The 20,102-nt window shown below is 48.1% G+C and carries 14 protein-coding genes and 2 pseudogenes; 8 read left to right on the top strand and 8 right to left on the bottom strand.

All coding sequences use genetic code 11. The features are described 5' to 3' along the window. The first annotated feature begins 49 nt into the window (after window positions 1-49). From CXF87_RS00970 to CXF87_RS01000, 7 genes are all read left to right on the top strand, one after another. Entirely contained in the window at window positions 50-1,129 is a 1,080-nt protein-coding gene (locus CXF87_RS00970; protein WP_101145112.1) for a hypothetical protein, read from the top strand. A 2-nt stretch (window positions 1,130-1,131) separates the two neighbouring features. Further along, on the top strand, window positions 1,132-1,797 hold the full coding sequence (locus tag CXF87_RS00975; protein WP_101145113.1) for a hypothetical protein: 666 nt from the start codon (window positions 1,132-1,134) through the stop codon (window positions 1,795-1,797). Between the two features lie 275 nt (window positions 1,798-2,072). Continuing rightward, entirely contained in the window at window positions 2,073-2,810 is a 738-nt protein-coding gene (locus tag CXF87_RS00980) for a hypothetical protein (RefSeq protein ID WP_157826447.1), read from the top strand. A gap of 32 nt (window positions 2,811-2,842) precedes the next feature. After that, window positions 2,843-3,436: a hypothetical protein gene (locus tag CXF87_RS00985; RefSeq protein ID WP_101145115.1), complete on the top strand. Its 594-nt coding sequence runs from the start codon at window positions 2,843-2,845 to the stop codon at window positions 3,434-3,436. 137 nt (window positions 3,437-3,573) lie between these two features. Then, a complete protein-coding gene (locus CXF87_RS00990) occupies window positions 3,574-5,631 on the top strand; it encodes a helicase C-terminal domain-containing protein (protein WP_157826448.1) in 2,058 nt (685 codons plus the stop codon). 229 nt (window positions 5,632-5,860) lie between these two features. Continuing rightward, window positions 5,861-7,039: a FliC/FljB family flagellin gene (locus CXF87_RS00995; protein ID WP_101145117.1), complete on the top strand. Its 1,179-nt coding sequence runs from the start codon at window positions 5,861-5,863 to the stop codon at window positions 7,037-7,039. A 234-nt stretch (window positions 7,040-7,273) separates the two neighbouring features. After that, the gene (locus tag CXF87_RS01000; protein WP_101145118.1) at window positions 7,274-12,031 is read left to right on the top strand and encodes an O-linked N-acetylglucosamine transferase family protein; all 4,758 of its coding nucleotides are present in this window, start codon (window positions 7,274-7,276) and stop codon (window positions 12,029-12,031) included. A gap of 544 nt (window positions 12,032-12,575) precedes the next feature. On the opposite strand, the gene CXF87_RS01005 is transcribed toward CXF87_RS01000, so the two are convergent. Continuing rightward, on the bottom strand, window positions 12,576-12,818 hold the full coding sequence (locus CXF87_RS01005) for a hypothetical protein (protein ID WP_198555969.1): 243 nt from the start codon (window positions 12,816-12,818) through the stop codon (window positions 12,576-12,578). Between the two features lie 190 nt (window positions 12,819-13,008). On the opposite strand from CXF87_RS01005, the gene CXF87_RS01010 reads away from it, so the two are divergent. After that, window positions 13,009-13,497, top strand: a complete 489-nt coding sequence (locus CXF87_RS01010; RefSeq protein ID WP_101145119.1) for a GNAT family N-acetyltransferase — start codon at window positions 13,009-13,011, stop codon at window positions 13,495-13,497. A 271-nt stretch (window positions 13,498-13,768) separates the two neighbouring features. Here the strand turns inward: CXF87_RS01010 and CXF87_RS01015 are convergent, their stop codons facing one another. The 7 genes and pseudogenes from CXF87_RS01015 to rfbB form a co-directional block, all read right to left on the bottom strand. After that, a complete protein-coding gene (locus CXF87_RS01015; RefSeq protein WP_101145120.1) occupies window positions 13,769-14,509 on the bottom strand; it encodes a WbqC family protein in 741 nt (246 codons plus the stop codon). A 2-nt stretch (window positions 14,510-14,511) separates the two neighbouring features. Beyond that, entirely contained in the window at window positions 14,512-15,840 is a 1,329-nt protein-coding gene (locus tag CXF87_RS01020) for a polysaccharide pyruvyl transferase family protein (protein ID WP_101145121.1), read from the bottom strand. Window positions 15,841-15,853: 13 nt separating this feature from the next. Further along, window positions 15,854-16,057, bottom strand: coding sequence for a transposase (locus CXF87_RS22360; protein ID WP_198555970.1), 204 nt, complete (start codon window positions 16,055-16,057; stop codon window positions 15,854-15,856). After that, complete coding sequence (locus CXF87_RS21705; RefSeq protein ID WP_198555971.1) at window positions 16,054-16,356, bottom strand: hypothetical protein; 303 nt, start codon at window positions 16,354-16,356, stop codon at window positions 16,054-16,056. Before CXF87_RS21705 ends, CXF87_RS22360 begins: the two co-directional genes overlap by 4 nt. Window positions 16,357-16,534: 178 nt before the next feature. Beyond that, a complete protein-coding gene (locus tag CXF87_RS01030) occupies window positions 16,535-17,629 on the bottom strand; it encodes a DegT/DnrJ/EryC1/StrS family aminotransferase (RefSeq protein ID WP_101145122.1) in 1,095 nt (364 codons plus the stop codon). 41 nt (window positions 17,630-17,670) lie between these two features. Further along, a pseudogene (rfbA, locus tag CXF87_RS01035) lies at window positions 17,671-18,540 on the bottom strand (glucose-1-phosphate thymidylyltransferase RfbA). Continuing rightward, window positions 18,537-19,606: pseudogene (gene rfbB, locus CXF87_RS01040) on the bottom strand (dTDP-glucose 4,6-dehydratase). The pseudogenes rfbA and rfbB overlap by 4 nt, the downstream one beginning before the upstream one ends. Window positions 19,607-20,102 lie beyond the last annotated feature (496 nt).

The following is a 20,102-nucleotide window of genomic DNA, read 5'->3' on the forward strand; positions in this document are numbered from 1 at the left end:
GTCATCATGCGGCTTTTTGATTTGCTGATAACAGGAATGCTCCGCCATTATGAACACGACCCCGCTGGCCTATCAGCTTTCCGGCCATATTACGGCTGAAGCTCCGCTCAACGTCAGCTACTTTGGGATGGACGAAAGGCTGCCCCGCACTCCCCACGGCCAAGTGTTTCTTAACGGCGGCACGTTAAGAGGGCCGCTGCGTAAAGCAGGCCTGAATATGCTAATACGCGAACTTGCCAGCCTTAAAGACCAGCCGTTAGACCTCGTTTTCAACCGAGCGCAGATGTATATGCTGGGCGAAGGCATTGATGTCTCGCGAGATGTTAATAACGAAGCGATGGGGCGCAATTACGACCCACGTGCGGAAGCGTTTTTGCGTCAAACGAACCCTTTCATGAGCCTATTTGGCCGTTGGAAGCTGGCAGGCTATTTAGAAGTAGGGCCACTGCTCACCAGTACGAGCAATCTTATAACGGCAGGGCAAGGGGTGCGTCATGATCAATTTGAGCATGATCCACGCTTGGTGACCTACTTGAGCGCTGACGAGCAAGCGGCGTTGATGGGCCAAATGCGAAGTACCCAAGAAAGCATGGCGGAAATTGAAGAGGTGCGAGAACAAATTCGCCTCATCAAAGTCGACGCGCGTAAAACTGATGATGTGGCGGCTAGGCAAGCCTTTGCAAAGCAGACCCGAGAACTGGAAGCCCAAGAGAAAGCGATCCGCAAACAGCGTGAAGGTTCTGAAGAATCGATTAAGCACCCGTTGCCAGGTTATGAAGCTATTGCGCCGGGTAGCCAGCTGCAAAGCCGCTTAAAACTCATAGAAGGGTCGCCGGAAATACTGGGTCTCTTGCTGCATTGCCTTGCTGAATTTTCTCACCACCCCCGCCTAGGGGGCCACTTAGCCAATGGTTTCGGAGCCATTAGCGCTGAGTGGCAAGTGATGCAGCGTTCGCCGGGTGAGCGTCAAGCAGAGGCGATAGGCATGGTGAGGCTAGACGACATGGGAATGACATTAGAAGGGGAGCCATTGGAACAGGCGTGGCAGGCCTTTAAAGTGACGCTGCCTAGCTACGATTTCACTCTATTCAGCCGCCAAGAAGCTCGCCAACGTTGGAAACAGCGCTAGCCATGGCAGTGCCATCGCAAGGGGGCGACCCAGCTTTAATGCAGCCCTTTAAGCTCATCCTGCAATTACATACGCCGCTGATACTGCCTCGAGTAGTGCCGCGTTTAGACACCTTATTACACGAAGCGGCTTGCCGCCGCGCCTTAGACTGGGAACACCCCCCTTCGCTGCCGCTTACTTATGACCATGAGCAGGGGGCTTTTCGCGCTTCGCAGCTGATTTTTGGGGTAACCCCGCAGTTTGGTCTGGAGGCGCATGAGGTAGGCATGGTGGCCCACCTATATAAGCTGCCTTTATTAGCGGCGCGCAACGTTCGTGCACCGCTGCGCTTTGATGGTGGTGATTGGGCACCGAAACTCACCCTCCACAAAGGGCGGCTATGCCCGTACTTAATATTTTATGCAGAGGGTGATCCAAGCGCCTGTACTGACCTGTTGAGTGAGATACCACATATCGGCATTGCTTATACACGTGGGCAGGGGGCGGTCAGTATTATGAGCACCTTTCCAGATCATGAAGAGCGGTGGCGGCAACGTAGCTGGCGTGCACCCGAAATGCATACCGGTATGCCTTATACACCCCAGGCAGACTGCCTACGCCTGACGCCAGCGGGCAGCGATGAGCCGGTTTATCGGCCACCGCGCATTCTGCGTGAGGTAATGCAATGACGGTATACGGCGCTGCACCTGCCCCAGTGCGGCCTCAGCACAGGGGCTACCAACTTCTTTACCAAGCAACGAGCGCGTTAAGGCGTGGGAGCTTTGCAGCAACGCTGACGCCTACCACTCTCAACTGCGCGTGTTGTGATCGAAGGTGGGCAGAGGTCGAAGCACCTTTTAAAGCTGTTGAATACCACTATGGTAAATGTGGTGAGGCAGAATACGTCTGTTTAACCTGCTACACCCCGCGCATACCTAGCCAGGACATACTCGGCTTAGAACGCATGAACGTTACAGGGAAGACCCTAACCCCTATTTACGGCAAGTTGGGCATGCTGGTGGGGTCGGGCGGCATTATTACGCCAGAAGCAGAGCTATACCTGACCCTGCCACCCAAATTGTTTGAAAAATACCGAGACGGCGAGTGGGGCCAGCAAGGACGCTTAAGCATTGAAAAGCCATTTGAGCGTTTGATCAGCCTATTAATACAGGGGGTGCTTGACCCGATTGAAGACGGCTTTATTTACATCGAAAACTGGGGGCGTAAAGTGGATGGCCTAATGCGCCAACTGATGCCCACCACATCGCTGCATGAACTCTGGTGTAACAGTGAGAACGGTGCCAGCGTATTGGACTTACACGCGATAATCACCACAGCCCAAGTGATGAGTGATCAGGGGTTGGCCAGCCAAGCAGGCCGCTTTGCCTTCTGGAAACCGATTCTTGATGCAGCCAAAGGTCAGCGTGATGACAAAGCGTTTGCCCAGTGGTTGGTTAACGTGCCAGACCCCGCCGCGCTTTTGCAGGCGATTCCAACAGATCCCTACGACCGCTTGAAACTACCTGCCGTATTGGGATGGGTAATGCCACATTTGGACAAGCTGTTGCCTTACTGCCACACGAAGACCCAATCTTCATCAGCTACGTTTTTATCAGCTCAGTCATCAATACAGCCGCCGGTGTCATCCAAGCCATCGACTGAAGGCGCGCACGCTGAGCCTGAACAGGGCAAGCTGTTTTAACCCGACAGACGAGAGGGGATAAATCCCACGCTATGCAGGTGCATTACTACGAAGCCAGCGCGCTATGCCACCCTGGAAACACGTCAGAGCGCCCAGTCACACTCAATGATTACCACCGCACTGCGTGGCACCTCTTTTCAGGTGATACCCACTACCCCCAGCGCGAGCGACCGTTTATTTTTCGTGCCCAGTGGTTAACCCAAGAGCAACACCTGTTTAGCGTGCGCTCAGCGCGTGATTTTCCCCATGCAGAAAAGCGTGTACTGACACTTAATGAAGGAACCACGCTGCAGCTGGAGTGGCACTGGGTGCCTACCGTCGCCACGCGGTTATCGTCCAGCGGCGAAAGGCTGCCCCGTAGCCAGCATATACCGGCACCGCGTGAACGGTGGGCCAGCCTCATTATTGAGCGCATGCAGCGCCAAGGGTGGGCAATAAATGTTGGTAGCGTTAGCTTTTATCCATTGGGGCGTTGGCCTCAGCAGCATAAATCATCAGTGCAACACCCAGTAGTCAGGGTTTGCGCTGAAGCAACCGTAATTGATACGTCACTGGCGGCCACTGCATGGTTTCAAGGGGTGTCTCGCCTACGTACTTACGGCATGGGTATGCTTTGCCCCTGTTAGGGTGTAGCTCACAATTATTGCTATCATTACGCCGTTCCGCCTCAGCGGAAGTGTTTGCAATGAATTGCAGACTTCGATGGAACGTTTGAAACTCTCGCCTTTGCGGGAATTCCCTTTGCGGAAACAGTGCCCCAGTTTTGCTGGGGCATTCGCTCTCCTACCCAGATAACGCCTCTATGCATCCGGTACTCCACTACCTCAGCGACATACTGCCTAAACGCCCAGGCTTTCAGCGTAACCCGGTGCAAATAGCGTATGCCGAAGCACTTTTGGATGGCCTAGCTCAGAAAGGAAAGCTGCACTTTGTAGAGGGTGATACCGGGATCGGGAAGTCACTCGCTTACCAGTTAGCCCTAGCCGATTGGGTTGCCAAAGGCAAGCTAATGGGCGGTAAGCAGGCAGCGCGCCGAGCATTGATCTCTACCCACTCCAGGGCATTGCAGCGGCAGCTGCTCCAGCCAGATAACCTCGCTATCGTGCGTGACTACTTAACTCATGCCCAGTTGCCGCAACTTAGTTTTGCACTGCGCATGGGCCGGGATAATTACCTGAATCCTGAACGATTAGCGCTTCTTTTGGGTGTGCCGAGTTTAGACGCCGCAGCGGAAAGCACTCGATTACCCGACACGTACCGCCGTTTAGCGCGTTGGGGGCTGAAAAGCGATGGTTGCCTGCTTGATCTGGATGCTGCGCTGTTACCTGATGGCTGGCAGTTAGCCGATATTGCCCTGCGGCCCAACGACCCCTTACCGGAAACCCTAGAGACACAGCAGCAGGCCGCACAACAAAGCGATGTGCTCATTATTAACCACGCACTGTTAGCGGTAGACCTGGTTACCCAAGGGAAAATCACTCATGCAGAAGCGCCCTATGCCTTACTACTGGATGAAGCCGAGCACTACCCGGAAATTGCTGAAGAACTACTAAGTAACCGCGTATCGTTGCAATCCACCACTTATTTACTTAATCAGCTAAAGCAGCATCGCGTTGCTAAGCAGTGGCAAACCTTGCTGGATAACATGACCGACCGTGAGCGGGCGGGCCGTGCCCACAGTTTAACGCCTTACCAAGGCGAGGCCCTGCAAAGCGCTGTGAAAGCGTTATTAAAACTGCGCTTGCGCGAGCCAAGCCATACGCCAGCACTATGGCAGGAGTGGCAGCATTTACGCCAGGGCGTAGAGAGCATCGCCCTTCGCTTACGTGAAGCTAGCCGCTACTTAGTGTTGGATTATTCCCCGGTGCGCGGGTTGCCAGGGGTAGTTGCCCACGCCCCTAGCGCCGCCTCTAGTTTAAAAGCCGGTGCTAAAAAGCGGGTCACGTTGATGACCTCCGCGACACTGTCAGACCTTGACCATGCGCCAGGTGAAACACCGCATTTTCGCTATATGCGTAGCCGCTTACAGCTACCAGTCACTCATCCACGCAGCGGGCTACAGCGTAGCTTTCAGGCCCAGCAGTTTGGCACCTTACGTTTTCGTTTACCGCGTGGGTTGCCACATCCGCTATTGCAACAAGCGGATGGCCGTTACCAGCTTGCCCCACAGTATTGCCAGCAGGTACTTCCTTATATAACTGACCAGCCAGGGCGCACCTTGGTGCTATGTGCTAGTTATGCGGATGTCACCGCGCTAGAGGCCGAGTGGCCAGCTGCTCATTCACACAGGCTGGTTGCCCACTATGCAGGTGCAGGGTTAAACGAGCTGGTTGCCCGCCTAGAAAATGATTCGATTTTACTCACCCCCGCCGGGTGGGAGGGGCTATCGCCCAACCGTGAAGGGAACCAAGCGTACTGGCAGCATGTGGTGGTATTGCGTAACCCCCGTCCCATGGTCAGCCAGGTGGAACAGCACCTCGTTGAACAGATGCTGATTCATCGCGATGTCAGCCCTTCAGAAGCCGCCCATATCGCCAAGGGAACGCTAATGCGTAAAAGCACTGTGCGTACACTGCATAAGCTGCGCCAAGGGCTGGGGCGGGCGATTCGTCATCCAGATGATGATGTTTTGATAACCCTGTTGGAGCCGCGTATACCCCGGCCTTCGGGGTCGCCTGCCTGCCATGGGGTGTACACACAACAGGTACTTCTAGGGGCCATTCCCGCGCGTTTTTACTCAGACTACCAACAGGCGGAGGAGCCCGGTGGGGAGAAAGATGCTGCTCCATCCATCGCGCAGGATCTCGCCGCACTTTTATAAGCTTCTGTAAACGGCTCATTTCGGAGCGCACTCGTCACAATGTACTGTCTGCAACTCACGCGGGTATGCCCAAAATAATCAGCAACCACGTTATCTTTACTATTTTTTACATTATTTTTGATGATAAGCCTAAAGATTCTCCTCGCTGAGCCGTTAATCAATATAACGGCACACACAGTGGCCGAATACCGGGCCTAACGGCCAGTGTCCAAGCAAGGAGAATCACACCATGTCAGTGATCAATACCAACATCACATCGATGATCGGCCAGCAAAACCTAAGCAAGTCCCAAAACGACTTAACCACAAGCATGGAAAGGCTGTCCTCTGGCCTGCGCATTAACAGTGCCAAGGATGATGCGGCCGGTCAGGCCATCGCTAACCGTATGTCTGCCTCTATTACGGGTCTTTCTACGGCGCAGCGTAATGCCAACGATGGTATTTCTGCGGCGCAAACCGCTGAAGGCGGTCTTAACCAGATTAACGACAACCTGCAGCGTGTTCGTGAATTAACGGTACAGGCTCAGAACGGTACCAACAGCCAGGACGACTTGAACTCAATTCAGGACGAAATCGGTCAGCGCATGGAGGAAATCAACCGTATTTCGCGCGAAACCGATTTCAACGGTACCGCAGTACTGGCTGATGGTGTCGATAAAATGACCATTCAGGTTGGCGCCAAAGATGGTCAAACTATCGATATTAACTTCAAAGCAACTAATATTGCAGAGCTGAATCTGGCTGATTTTAATGTCAATGCTAAGCTCGCTACCGCTGCAGGAACCGGCGCAGCAGTGACCGCTGCTGTGGATGAGACCTTTGAAGTAGATGGAACTACATACACTGCAGCCGCTGGTGGTGCGACGGGCGTTGGTAGCACAACTGTTGATACTGGCGCTATTGCTATTGACGCTGATTTGACGGGAACAGCTCTGGAGGGTGGCTCAACTAGCGGACTTTTCACTGACAAAGATGGCAACGTATTTATCAAGGGCACTGACGCTGACGGCAATACAAGCTACTACGAGGCTGAGCTGCAAGTAGAACCTGGTACCGGTGCAGCTGCTCCTGAGCTTAGCTATACTGTTGGTAAAGAAGCATCCCACTTGACGGAAGATGCTACGAAAGTAGAGACTGAAGAGCCACTTGCAGCCTTGGATAGTGCTCTGAGTCAGGTCGACAGTTTGCGCTCTGAACTGGGTGCTGTGCAGAACCGTTTCGAGTCTGCCATTACGAACCTGCAAACCAACGAAACTAACCTCTCCGCTGCCCGTTCGCGCATCGAAGATGCCGACTACGCAACAGAAGTGGCCAATATGACTCGCTCGCAGATCCTGCAGCAAGCCGGTACTTCCGTGCTGGCTCAGGCCAACCAGATCCCGCAAAACGTTCTTTCTCTGCTGGGTTAATTATTTAATAGCAAGATGCTTCACAAGCAGGGCGAAAGCCCTGTTTTTTTATGGGCGGTGATTATCAAAGCTAATTAAAACCGTTTAACACCAACCGGTCATTACCTAATTAACCTGCGGATATCGCCGTACTTAGCCTCTCAAAACACCTTATAAAGGCTACCTTTTGCATGCTTTACTTGGCCAGCATTCCGTTAACCTAATGTCTATTCGTCAATATTTGAGCGACACACTATGAGTAAGGCACGCCGCAACCCGCCCCGCAAGTCATTTAATGCAGCCGCTTCTCCCGCGCATGGCGAGCTGAGCCTCAAGCAAGCCAGCAAGCGTGTTGAAAGAGCGCCTAATGACCCTGCTGGCTGGAAAGCATTAGGGGTGCATTGGTTAAACCAGAAACGTTGGGATGAAGCTCGCGAGCCGATCGAGCATGCCTTGAAATTGGCGCCGCAGGATCCTGAAGCATTGGAAATGTTGGCTCGAGTAGTGCATAACCAAGGTGATGATATCCAAGCGATTGCCCTGCTTGCTCAGGCAATTGAACTCGATTTTGGCTTCGCTCAGGCCCATTTATCTTTATCCAAGATACGGTTTGGCCGCGCAGAGAACGAACAAGCTCTTGACCATATTGATCAGGCGCTGACGATACAGCCCCGGCACCTTGGAATGCTATCTCACCGGGGGAATGTTCTCTATCGATTGCATCGCTATCAGGATGCCATTGAAGTATTCGATGAGCTTCTAAACAAGCAGCCTGAAAGTTATAGCCATTGGAACAATGCAGCTAATCTACGCCGCGACTTAGGCTTATTGGACGAAGCTGATCGATTCTATCGTCAGTCCATCGAACGTACCACTGTTGACTCGAAGCCTTATTCCAACCGGCTGACAGCCCTGCACTACAATCCCTCTATTAGCCGCAACACTATTTTAGACGTATGCCGTGAGTGGGAGAAGCGCTATGGGCCTGCACAGGCGCAATTACGCCCTCAGCCCCATAATCGCGCTCCAAACAAAAGGCTGCGCATCGGTATGATTTCTGACGGTTTTCGCCGTCACCCCGTCGGTAGGATGATCACCGCCGCGCTGGAAAAACTCGCTACACAGGAAATAGCGCTTTACGCCTATAGTACCAACAATGCTGTCGATCCACTGACTGTGCGTATTCGCAAAACAACTACTCAATGGCTAGAAATATCACATCTATCCGATGAAGCATTAGCGCAACAAATTCGCGACGATGAAATTGATATTTTGATCGACTTGGCAGGCCACAACACTGGCAGTCGCATGCGCGTAATAGCCATGCAGCCTGCACCATTATTGGTAAAATGGGTAGGCGGGTTGATTAATACGACAGGGCTTAGTGCAATAGATTATCTATTAACAGACAGTGTTGAATCACCCGAGGGTGAAGACCCTTATTACACTGAAAAACTGATTCGCTTACCTGATGACTATATCTGCTACGATCCCAGCGATGTTCAAGCCGAATTACAGGCACTACCGGCACTACGCAATGGTTATATTACGCTGGGCTGCTTTAACAATCCCTCCAAGCTAAACGAGGTTGTTCTAGCGGAATGGGCCGAGATCATGCACCAACTACCTGGCTCGCAGCTGTTTCTGAAGGGGTTTCAGTACAGTAGTGAAGTACTTTGCCAACGGGTGCGCGATATAATGGCCAGCCACGATATACCGGCCACCCGGCTGATTATCGAAGGCCCTTCACCACACAAAGAGTTGATGGAGGCCTACAATCGGGTAGATATTGCCCTCGACCCCTGGCCCTACTCCGGTGGATTGACTACTTGTGAAGCTTTTTTCATGGGGGTGCCTGTAGTCACACTGCCTGGCCCGACCTTTGCCGGTCGGCACTCAGCTACTCATCTTGTCAATGCTGGCATGCCTGAACTCGTCGTTAGTAGTTGGGATGAATATCGCGAACGTGTCATTGAGCTTGCCAGTGACTTGGATAGCCTGAGCACAATTCGCTCTCATCTTCGTGATGTCCTCCTACAGTCACCAGTTTGCGACGCCCCGCGCTTTGCCAAGCATTTCACTACTGCGATGCGTGCCATCTGGCAGCGTTATATTGAAGGCAAAATGCCTGCCGCGTTGACTCTGGATAAGGAGGGACAGGCCCAGTTCGAAGACGCAGACCGGGCGGTCGAGATCCTCCAAGCCGAGCCACTGGCGGAAGAACAAGATGAGTTCAGATGGCAGCTCGAAGGCAAGGTCATTGCGATTGACAACGGAGGTAAGTTAATTAGCGAAGGTAGTATTCATAGGTTACGTCAGCTCAACGCCTTCGGCGTTGTGGCGTTTGATTTCGCTAGCCGTATTCAGAATTCTGACCAGTACCAGGGCAGCGACGATATTCAGATTTTTCCACACGCGGTTCTTGGCGATGGCAAGCCAGCTACGCTTTACGCCTGCTTTAACCCTGCCTTAAGCAGCACATTGGAGCCATTTAGCCCAGAGCAGCAGTTTGTCGCTAATGCCCAAGACATTAAGGTATTGGCAAAATTGCCAATCAACTCGATTGCGCTCGACAGCATTGAAGGGCTAGGTAGCCTAGACTGGCTGATTCTAGATGACCTCAGCGATACCATGGCCATTCTGGAAAACGGTGAAAAGGCGCTAAAAGATACGCTGACCATTCAAGTACGTATCGCTTTTCAGCCAACTCATAAGCGACAGCCCAACTTAGCAGAAGTACAACACTGGATGAGCCGCCACGGTTTCCGCTTCTACCGCTTCAACAATGAACAGCACCGCAGCCACCTACCAGAAAGCGTACCTGAAGAGCAGCGCCAAGCCACTGAGCTAACAAGTGCTGATGCTTTATTCTTGCCTAGTTACGAGCGCATGGCTGAGTTAAGCGATAGCCAACGCACCAAACTCTCCTTCCTGCTGCATACGGTGTATGAAATGAGAGATGCGGCCTACTCCGTACTGAAAAGCATGGGGCTAGGTATAGAGGAGAATTATTGGAAAGAAATTGTTATTTCAGAAGAAGATACTGTGGGGGGTAGCAGCTACTTTACGCAAGAAAATATCAGCGCTTCTATGGAACATGTTCCTAATGAAACCAGAAAAGCTGCTGAAAAACTTAATGAGGCACTTGGCGACCGAGAGCTTATCTTTTTAGGGACAGGAGATATGGCTAATCACGGTATTGTTCAAAAAGTACAAGCCACGTTATTGCAGCAAATGAAAAGTTTAGGCATTAACGTATCGTGGGCAAATGGCCAAAAGCCAGTTCCAGTTGAAAAAATACTGCAGCTTGCCTCTTCCGGGAAAGCCGTTTTTTATGGTAGCAACAGGTACTATGACGCTGATGTATCCATCAATGGCATTGATAAAAAAAACCTGTTTGATGTGCTGGGCACACCCTTAATTGCCTGTATATCAGACCATCCTTATACTGATTTTATGATGAACCGTATCGCGAATGCTTCAAAAAACGGCCTTTTATATGGGTCACAATCTTTAGTCGATGAAGTTAAATTTTTACGGCCAGATATTAAGAGTGTTAGCGCTCGGGAATCAGAGCCAGCGCCAACCTTAATTATGAAAGAACCTGTTGATCACTCTAAGCGTGAAATAGATATTCTTGTCCCCATGAATTTAGATTATGCTTGTGCAGCAGAAAGTAATTACTTATTAGTGTTAGCTGAAGCCAAAAAAATAAACCAAAATTACCACACTCTCGTAGCTAGAGTTGTAGAAGAATATAATGATTTTTCAAAGTCCCTTATGGATTTTTATAAAGAATGTTACCGAGAGGTTTTTGGGGCAGAATGGCAGCCATGTACTCCGTGGAGTCAGCGTGACATTGTATTGATAAAGCTGCTAGGGAAAATAGATGATATCGTTCGAGGTCGAAAACGACTTCAGGCGATGAGTTTAATAGCAAAAATTGCTGGTGATTATAATGTGGTGGTCTTGGCAAATGAAAAAGTAAAAAGCCGCCTACCCAAAGAAATTGCAAATTCAGGGAATCTTCAGTTTATTGGGACAAAAAATACAGCGACTCTTGAAGAGCTATATAAAAAGTCACGCTACATTCTAAATGTAAGCCCTACTTATCACGATTCTATTCATGAGCGTGTTAGAAACGCAGCAGCAGCAGGCTGTGCTATTTTATCTAACAAAAACAAAAAACTATCAGAAACTTTCGGCTATAAGGAAAGTATTCTTTTTTATGATGATTATGATGGACTAGGTGGGATTGTTTCTAAAAACAAAAAAGAAAGTGAAAGGGTAGGAGCTTCTGCCAAATTTATTATAGATGAAATAAATAGGGAAACACCTATAGTTTCTTTTTTGACTATTTGTAAAGACTATTTAGAAAGCAGGTCTAGCCAGAAGCTAGTTAATAAACCTACAGTGTTGAAGAGTCTGAAAAATTCAAAGATACCTGATGCTCCACATATGTCTGCTGCCGAGAGAGCAATTTTTAAACAGCAGCTTCAGCATGCAACACAATATTTTGAGTTTGGTTCTGGTGGTTCCACTGTTTGGGCAATAAAGCAAGGCCTAACAGTAAAGGGTGTAGAAAGTGATGCTAAATGGGTGAGCTCTTTAAGACAAGAGCTGGGTGAGCGGTGCAAAGTGGAGGCGGTTAATATCGGTCCTACACGTGAATGGGGATACCCTGCCTCAATGGACTATCGCGAGCTGTTTTCACGGTATAGCAATGCGATTCACCAACATGAAATTGCTTTCGACCTAATCCTTGTGGATGGGCGCTTTCGTGTAGCCTGCACTATCGCCTCTATCCAACATATATTGAGACAACACGCAAACCCCCACAAAGCTCGGATTTTTATTCATGATTTTTGGGATCGCCCCATTTATCATTGTGTACTGAATTTCCTTGACCCCCTAGAGCGAGCAGATACAGCCGGGGTGTTCAAAATAAAAGAAGGAGTGAAAAACGAGGATCTGCAGCGCGTGTGGAAGGAGTATGCTGAGCGGGTAGAATAAAAGACTTATTTAGTGAAATCTCATCGCATTCATGGCGTTAATTTAGAGGGGAGGTCACGCCTAAAAGCATCGAGGTGTTAGCGTTAAGTAGTTCACAGTGACTGTAGCTGACTATTATGCAAATAAAGTAGCTCTTCGAAGTTATTAAATACCCGCTCGCTTTAGAGCGGGTAACGTTTTTTAGCAGCGTGGTAGGCCAAAGCCTCGCGCTTTGAGTTCATCTTCGATAGCTTTCATAGTGTTGACTATCTCATTTTGAATTCTCTCCCAGGGAACGATTTCATCAGGATGATTTGAGATAGAGAAGTTATTCCAATTATCTTAGTTGTTAGGTAGTACAATATTTTTAAGATGGCAGTATGTCTTTTCAAGATATTCTTGTGTTGCAGTTTTGATATTCATTTTTACTCCTTTTTGATATGTTAATGTTCATTAAAATGACCATTTTTATTGTATAATTAATTTTTCTTTAGTCAATATGACAGAATTTTATTCTGGACTTATTTTCATAAGCCTGACGACGCCTCCTCAATAGAGTATTCCTTCAACCGCCAGCGATTGGTATTGGAGAAACTCGCTTCCCCGGTATATTCCGGCACTGCCCAGCACTCACCCCCTCCTGCTCAATCAACCGGCTATTAATCTCGTTGTAATAGTGCTCCGGGCGCTGGCAGAAGTCTTCATACTGAGCTACTAGTTTTTTGTGTTCTGGCAACGCGGCAATTCCCTGCTCTACTGAACGGTTGATGGACGCAATCTGGCTAGCAACGGATTCCAGTGGGTTCATGTTTGCATGCCCTAACTGAGTGACTAATGTGTCAGTATATGATTCGAAGCGTTCATGTAGCATCAACACCCATCATCATTGGATATGTTTACTTAATTGTAGAAAAATTTATGACAAACTAGGGCCAGGTAATTATAATATTCTTTCGTGATGATGGAGTAAAAGAATTTTAAAAAGCTGAGGTTGCGCAATGTGCTATCAATGTTACGAAGATTCAAATAAAGATCGTATACATAAATTTTTAAAACTAATTGATGAAGAGTTTGTGCCACCTTTGAGTGAGCGAGTATGTTTGGACGATTATTCTTGTAAGCTTTCTAAAAAAGCGTGCAACTTATTTGTAGTTCGAGGTGGTGTAGATATTGCTCATGTAGCCTTTTATTGTAACGATAAAGAAAGAAGTATTGCTTATATTTCTTCACTTGGGATTCTTTCTGCGTATTATGGATCTGGAGCTGCAGGTTATCTATTAGAAAAAGTTTGTGATGAATGTAGAAACAAAAAAATGTTGCTGTTAAGATTGCAAGTTTATAATGGCAATGTCAGGTCAGTAAAGTTTTATCAGAAGCATGGTTTCACTTTCTTTTCAGCTAACATTATGGAAAAGAGTCTTTTGATGAATGATTTATGTAAGAGCGACATTTACCCTGACTTGGGGCTCCTCATTGGCTTGGGCTAATTGTCGCTGACGAGCATTTTCTTCTGCCATTAGCCGCTCTCGCTCCGACGTATTTGTTGCTGCTGAGTCTTAGAACGCCACTGATAAAGCTAACTCGAATGTATGTCCAGCTCAACGAGGCGTTGCGGCAACACCAATGGCATCAGCGAGTGCGAACGCTTCTTGCCGGTAAGCATCTGAGTAATGGGTATAGGATTTTTCTTCACTGATGTCGCCGATTTTGCCATGGTTCACCTTACCGTAGCGTATTACATTCTTGAGGTGTCCACCGTTACTGGGCAAGTACAGTAGAACTAGGAATCAATCTGTAGTCATTCAACATGTTTTCTATCTCTTCAGTCTCATTGAACATCATCACATCAATTATTGATAAACGCTCTTCAAAGCTATGCCTGCTTTGTGGGTAGGGCCTAATAGAAAAATCAAAGAACTTAATTTCAATTTTTTTCGATGAATATTGGACAGTATCAAATAGATTGCGACCGTCTACAGGATTCCAATATTGCTTTGGAAAAGAATCTGGCAAGGCAGCGCATATATTTAAAGCCCACTCGCCTGGTGCCTTAGGCTCTGCAATTGTTAATTCCATATCTGAAAAAACATTTATTCTTGTCTGTATTCCCAAATAATCACAAACTTTTCGTAAGGATTTATTGTTTAACTCAGCAATTGATTCGAACTCGTCATTAAAAATGTCTTTAACCAGTTCATTAACCGCCTCGTAGTGAGGGGATTTTTTTTTGTAATGCTGGATTTGTCCAAGAATTCGTTTTTTCCAGTCATGATCATTATTAATAAATACATCACGTATTTTTTTTTCACTAGAATGTTTACGCACGGGAATTTTTATATATTGCCACCCCTTTTCAGGGTGCAATATTCTATTTCGATCAACCCAGCCATGTCGAATATATTTAACCTCATCTAACGTAATAAAAAGATCGACATTTTTAATAAGGCTGAAGTATCCCAGGTAAGGGAAGAAATAAGGCTGCATGATGCCAATCTTCATTATTATTGATTATCCTGAGAAAGTTTATAAATTTGCTGAAGTCTGTCAAATATAGATCTCGCGTTTTCTTTTACTTCAGGCATTTTTTTTTGAAGCTGTTTTTTTAAAGCGGATCTGTTGTTCCAGCAGTGTTCAACTTTCTTCTTCATGTCTTCTGCTGAGGATGGGTCAGAAATATATTCTTCTAGTCCAACCGAACGAGCAAATCCAATATTTCTATGCGAGACTCCGCCGTGCCCTCTATTTATTATCACGGTGGGCACATACTCAGATACTGCTGCAGTAAATGCGTGAATTCTCCCTGAAATAAACATGTCGAATTGAGCGATAATAGCTTTTGTCTCTTTCGGTCCGTATGGGCCTTGAGCCAGTATCACGTCATCCATCTGAACTTTACCCCGTTTTTCAACAAGCTGATACAGTTGTTTTGCATAAGGGTAGTCTCTGCCATTAATTTTGCGGAAGTCTGGGGTCTTAACAAAACCGTTTTGGTGTGACATCAAAAAAACACGGGCACCGAATTTTTCTATAATATGCTCCACAATTTCCGCAAATTGTTCGAATTCAGTATCTTCTCTGTCGTCTGCATCATATGGGCCTCGTAACATGTTAAAACCACACAAAATAAAACCAACCGTCTCCCGACCTTTGCTGATAATATTGTCACGCAGTAAAATATCTTCAATTTCAAAATATTTTGCAGGTTTAAATAGAAAGGCAACATCTGTAAAGCTCTCTACATTACTGACGTCGAACCCATTGTTTTTTAGAACACTTACAGAAGTTGATTCCCTGTTAAGTATCGCTGTAAAATTTTTTACAACATCAGATATCAATGGTTTCAAATGCTCCACGTCTTTAAATGGACCTTGTGAGCCTGCCAGCAATACTGTAGGTTTACCTAGCAGTTGAGCCACTCGAATTTTCAGCAAGTCGACAAGAAATCTGTCTTTTCCTACCGGTTCTGCATAATCGCCCCACATCTCCCCACTAAAATCCAGAACCAGATCGCTTTTTAAAACCTCTTCAATGTAAGGTGTGGTTGCAGGAATGTAGCCAGTTTTGTTGTAAACTTCTGCGATTCCGAGCTCCTTGTGGCAGAGATCTAAATCTGAAGGGCTCCATGAATAATACAATTCCAGTGGTAGTACGTTTACTTTTTCACAATCACAGAACTCACGCGTCATCTGAAATGTCGTGTAAATCTCCACATTGGGAAAAACTCGATGTAATTCACGTACGGTTGTTTCAGTAATATAATAGTTCCCAATATTTCCATTCTCAATTCGTCCCCAGTGCACAGATACTAGGCCGGTAAGCAATATTCGCATTATTATACCTCGTTTAACTTAATTTTACAGAGACCGCGTTGCGGTGCTTGTGCTCGTCTCGTTTTTGAATATCAAGGTAACCAGCATCACCGAAGACGCGTTGCTCTTCGTTGTGAAGGAGTTTATCGGTAGCCACAATGTCATGGACATTGGCAGCCGTGGTCTCAATGCTGTGAGTCAACCCAAAATTATTGTCGACACCTATGTGCATTTTCATGCCGAAGTGCTAGGGCCACCTTTTTTAGCCTGGTGCATTTCCGGCTCGCGCTCGCCTTTTTTATTTTTGGTGGAACTAGGCGCAAAGATGATTGTGGTATCGACAATACTGCCTCCACACAGCATGGCAGACAACAGATTCGGAGGCCGCCCACTCTCGTCCTTGGGGTAGTAACGGACTACCTTTTTCTCCAGTTGCGACCAAGGGATCAGCTTGCTCATCCGATCCAGAAAGGGTTCGCGGCGTGCCTTTCTCTTCTTGTTCTGGTACTCGGCTTCGGAGAAGGTGAGTTGATCCATAGCAGCACTGAACCCTATGCAGTTGAAGATAGCCGTATTATCGCTGATGACCGTGACTTTTACAGAGCTTCCTTAAGTGTTTATTAAAAATTAATCACGTGACAAGCTCCATCGCCGATAATGACCTGTGATGGCGTAGCCAGTTATACAGAATTATTTGCAAGCTCATAGTATCTTTTCATCCGTTAGTCACCTCTTTCACGATACCTACGGTTTTATCAATACTATCAGTTATAAGCTCTGAGTAGATCGGTAGGCAAAGTATCCGGCTGGCGATCTCTTTGGATACCGGCTGACCTGCTTCTGCGCCCAAACACGCCACCGATTCCAACGACGGGTAAAAATACCGTCTCGCCAGCACGCCGTTTTCTTTCAGTGTGGCCGCTGCTCTCACCGCCTGCTCTTCGCTTTCAAGTACTATTGGGAAGTAAGCGTAGTTGTATTCCAGCCCTTTTGGTTTAGCTTGCAGTTGTAGGGTCTGGTTCAGTGCTTGCTCGTAGCGGTGCCATACGGCGGCACGGGCTTTCAAGTTTTCTTCCATTTCATCCAGCACGCAAAGCCCCATGGCTGCCTGCAACTCATTCATCTTTGCGTTGATGCCTAGTGCTTCAATTGTTTCCGGCCCTGTGATGCCAAAGTTGATCATTTTCTTGGCGCGCTCTAGGTCTTCCTTGCGTTTGAATACAACCGCACCACCTTCGCCGGTATGGAAAAGCTTGGTGGCGTGAAAGCTAAGCGTGGCAGCATCGCCGTGTTTGAGCAGGCTTTCGCCTTTGTAGTTAACACCAAAGGCATGAGAGGCATCATAGATGACTTTTAGGCGGTGCTTTTGGGCGATGGCACCCATGGCTTCTACATCGCAGGCGTTGCCAAATACATGTACGGGCACGATAGCGCGGGTGTTCGGGGTTATCGCTGGTTCGATGTTGGCTGGGTTAAGGCACCAGGTGTTTGGGTCAATATCTGCAAATACGGGTGTTACGCCTTCCCACTTTAACGAACTGGCGGTTGCCACAAACGTAAACGGCGTGGTGATGGCTTCAGTGGCTTCATCACGGCCACTAATGCCTAACGCTCGGTAGGCAATCTGCAAGGCCAGAGTGCCGTTAGCAACAAGCAGCAGGTTTTCTACCCCTAAGTACGCTTCTAAGCGCTTGGTCAGCTCTTGCACTAATTCACCGTTGTTGGTGAGCCAGGCGCGCTCATAAATGCCATCTATATAGCGGTTGAGTTTTTCACGGTTAGGCAGGTAAGGCTTGGTGACAGGAATCATTGTGTGCCTTTTATTGAGCGAAATAGTGCGGCATCGGCTGCCTATAAATCGTATGCAAGTTGCCGTAAATAAGCACTATAACCGCTTTTTTCTAACGGCTTGCTGAGCCTGACCAATGTTTCTTAGCTTAGCCAGCTTTGGTTGAAGGCAATTTCTTCAAGGCAGGCAATTTTGTAGCCTTGGCGTTTTTCTATCGTTTCTACAAATTGGGCGGCTTCTAGCAGGCTTTCGTGGGTGCCGGTATCCAGCCACGCGAAGCCTCGGCCCAAGAGTTCCACGTGTAAATTGCCGCGATCTAAATAGGCTTGGTTGATGCTGGTGATTTCCAGTTCGCCCCGTTCGGATGGCGTAACCTGTTTGGCGACGTCCATCACATTATTATCGTAAAAATACAGGCCGGTAACGGCGTAGTTTGAACGCGGTTTTGTAGGCTTTTCTTCAATTGATACTGCACGTTTATCTGCGCCGAAAGCTACAACGCCGAAACGTTCAGGGTCTTTGACCTGGTAGCCAAACACGGTGGCGCCGGTTGTGCGTTTTACGGCTTGGCGCAATTTAGGGGTAAAGCTATGCCCAAAGAAAATGTTATCGCCCAGCACTAGGCATACGTTATCACGCCCAATAAATCGTTCCCCAATGATAAACGCCTGCGCTAAGCCATCTGGGCTTTGCTGTACGGCATAGCTCAGGTGGATGCCAAAGCGGTTGCCATCACCCAATAATCGCTGAAAGCTGGCTTGATCGTCAGGTGTCGTAATGATCAAGATATCCCGAATGCCCGCCAGCATCAGCACGGAAAGCGGGTAGTAGATCATGGGCTTGTCGTAGATGGGCAGCAACTGCTTGGAGAAACCCAGGGTGATGGGGTAAAGCCGAGAGCCGCTGCCACCTGCAAGGATAATGCCTTTCATAACTGCCTTTCGGGATGCGTTGTAATATCGTTATCGGCATCTGCGATTGCTTCTTTAAGTGGTGAGTGCTTATTCATGTCAAGGGCCCATACAACAGTCTTGCACAACCCGCTGCTGAAGCTTTCCGATGGGTTCCATCCAAGTTCATGTGTGATTTTGCTGTTATCGATAGCGTAGCGTTGATCGTGCCCGGGCGGTCTGTTACGTAGCTGATTTGCTCTGAATAGGAGCCATCAGCACGGGGTGCTATCTCATCAAGTAATCTGCATAACTCTCGAACAACTTCAATGTTGCTGTTTTCGTTGTTGCCGCCATTGTTGTATGTGTTTCCTATGCGCCCTTGGGTCAGTACTCGATGCAGCGCGCGAGCATGGTCGTCAACATGCAGCCAGTCTCGTCGTTGTTGCCCATCGCCATAAACTGGCAAGGTTTTTCCCGCCAGCGCGCGGTTAATCATTAACGGAATCAGTTTCTCTTGATGCTGCCATGGCCCGTAGTTATTTGAGCAATTCGTAATCAGTATGGGTAAACCATAGGTGCGGTGCCAAGCTTTGACTAGATGGTCTGAACTCGCCTTGCTCGCGGAATAAGGCGAACTTGGTGCATAAGGCGTTGTTTCAGTAAAAGCTGGGTCGACAGGCGCCAAATCACCATAAGCCTCATCAGTCGAGATATGGTGGAAGCGAAACCGATTCCGCTTGCTGCTCATTAATGTTTGCCAGTAGTGGCTGCTTACTTCTAACAATGTGTAAGTGTCAACAATATTTGTTTCTATAAAGTCGGCTGGGCCGCAAATAGAGCGGCCCACATGGCTCTCAGCTGTTAGGTGCATAACCGCATCAGGCTGGTATTGAGCAAACAGTTCATTGAGCCCAGTTTGGTCACAGATGTCTACCTTTGCCAAGTGGTGGCGCTCGTTATTCAGTGCATCGCCCAGCGCACTGAGGTTGGCTGCGTAGGTCAGCTTGTCAATGTTGATTAAGCGTTAGTCGGTGTTTTCCAGCATGTAGCGCACAACGGCACTACCGATGAACCCCGCGCCGCCAGTTACAAACAATGTGGCCATGTTGTTTAGGTGCCCTGGTGCTTAAGTGTTGTTAAAATGGCAAAAAAGCCATTCAAGTGGGATGAGCTTGCCGTAAAACTTTATAGTTAATCGCGAGAAAAGCGAGCTTGCACGACAGTACATCAAAACGGAAATACCGTCGGCGTGATTAGCAACACGTTAGCAGAGGAGATCAGTGGTAATCTCAGTCTTTGAGAGAGTTCCAAAAGCAGGGTTTGCAGTAGCCGACTTTTATTGCGGGGAAAAAGTCACCGTCTCACTTCTTTTGTAGGTCGGTTTTTTTATGGATGAGGCGGTATGAAAAACGATGAACAGTAACACGTGATCGATGAGCTACAGGCATTTGTTGACGATACTCAGGAAAAACTCAAGCACTTCTAACCTGGATTTCTCATAGTACCTCAGCCAGTACCGCACTCAGGCTGTAACACCGCTAAACACCTACTGGCTCGACTTACATCGGCTACTTTTTAACCACTTTCCGGCGTTCAGACAT

Source organism: Halomonas sp. MES3-P3E (assembly GCF_002836035.1).
GTDB classification, from domain to species: domain Bacteria; phylum Pseudomonadota; class Gammaproteobacteria; order Pseudomonadales; family Halomonadaceae; genus Vreelandella; species Vreelandella arctica.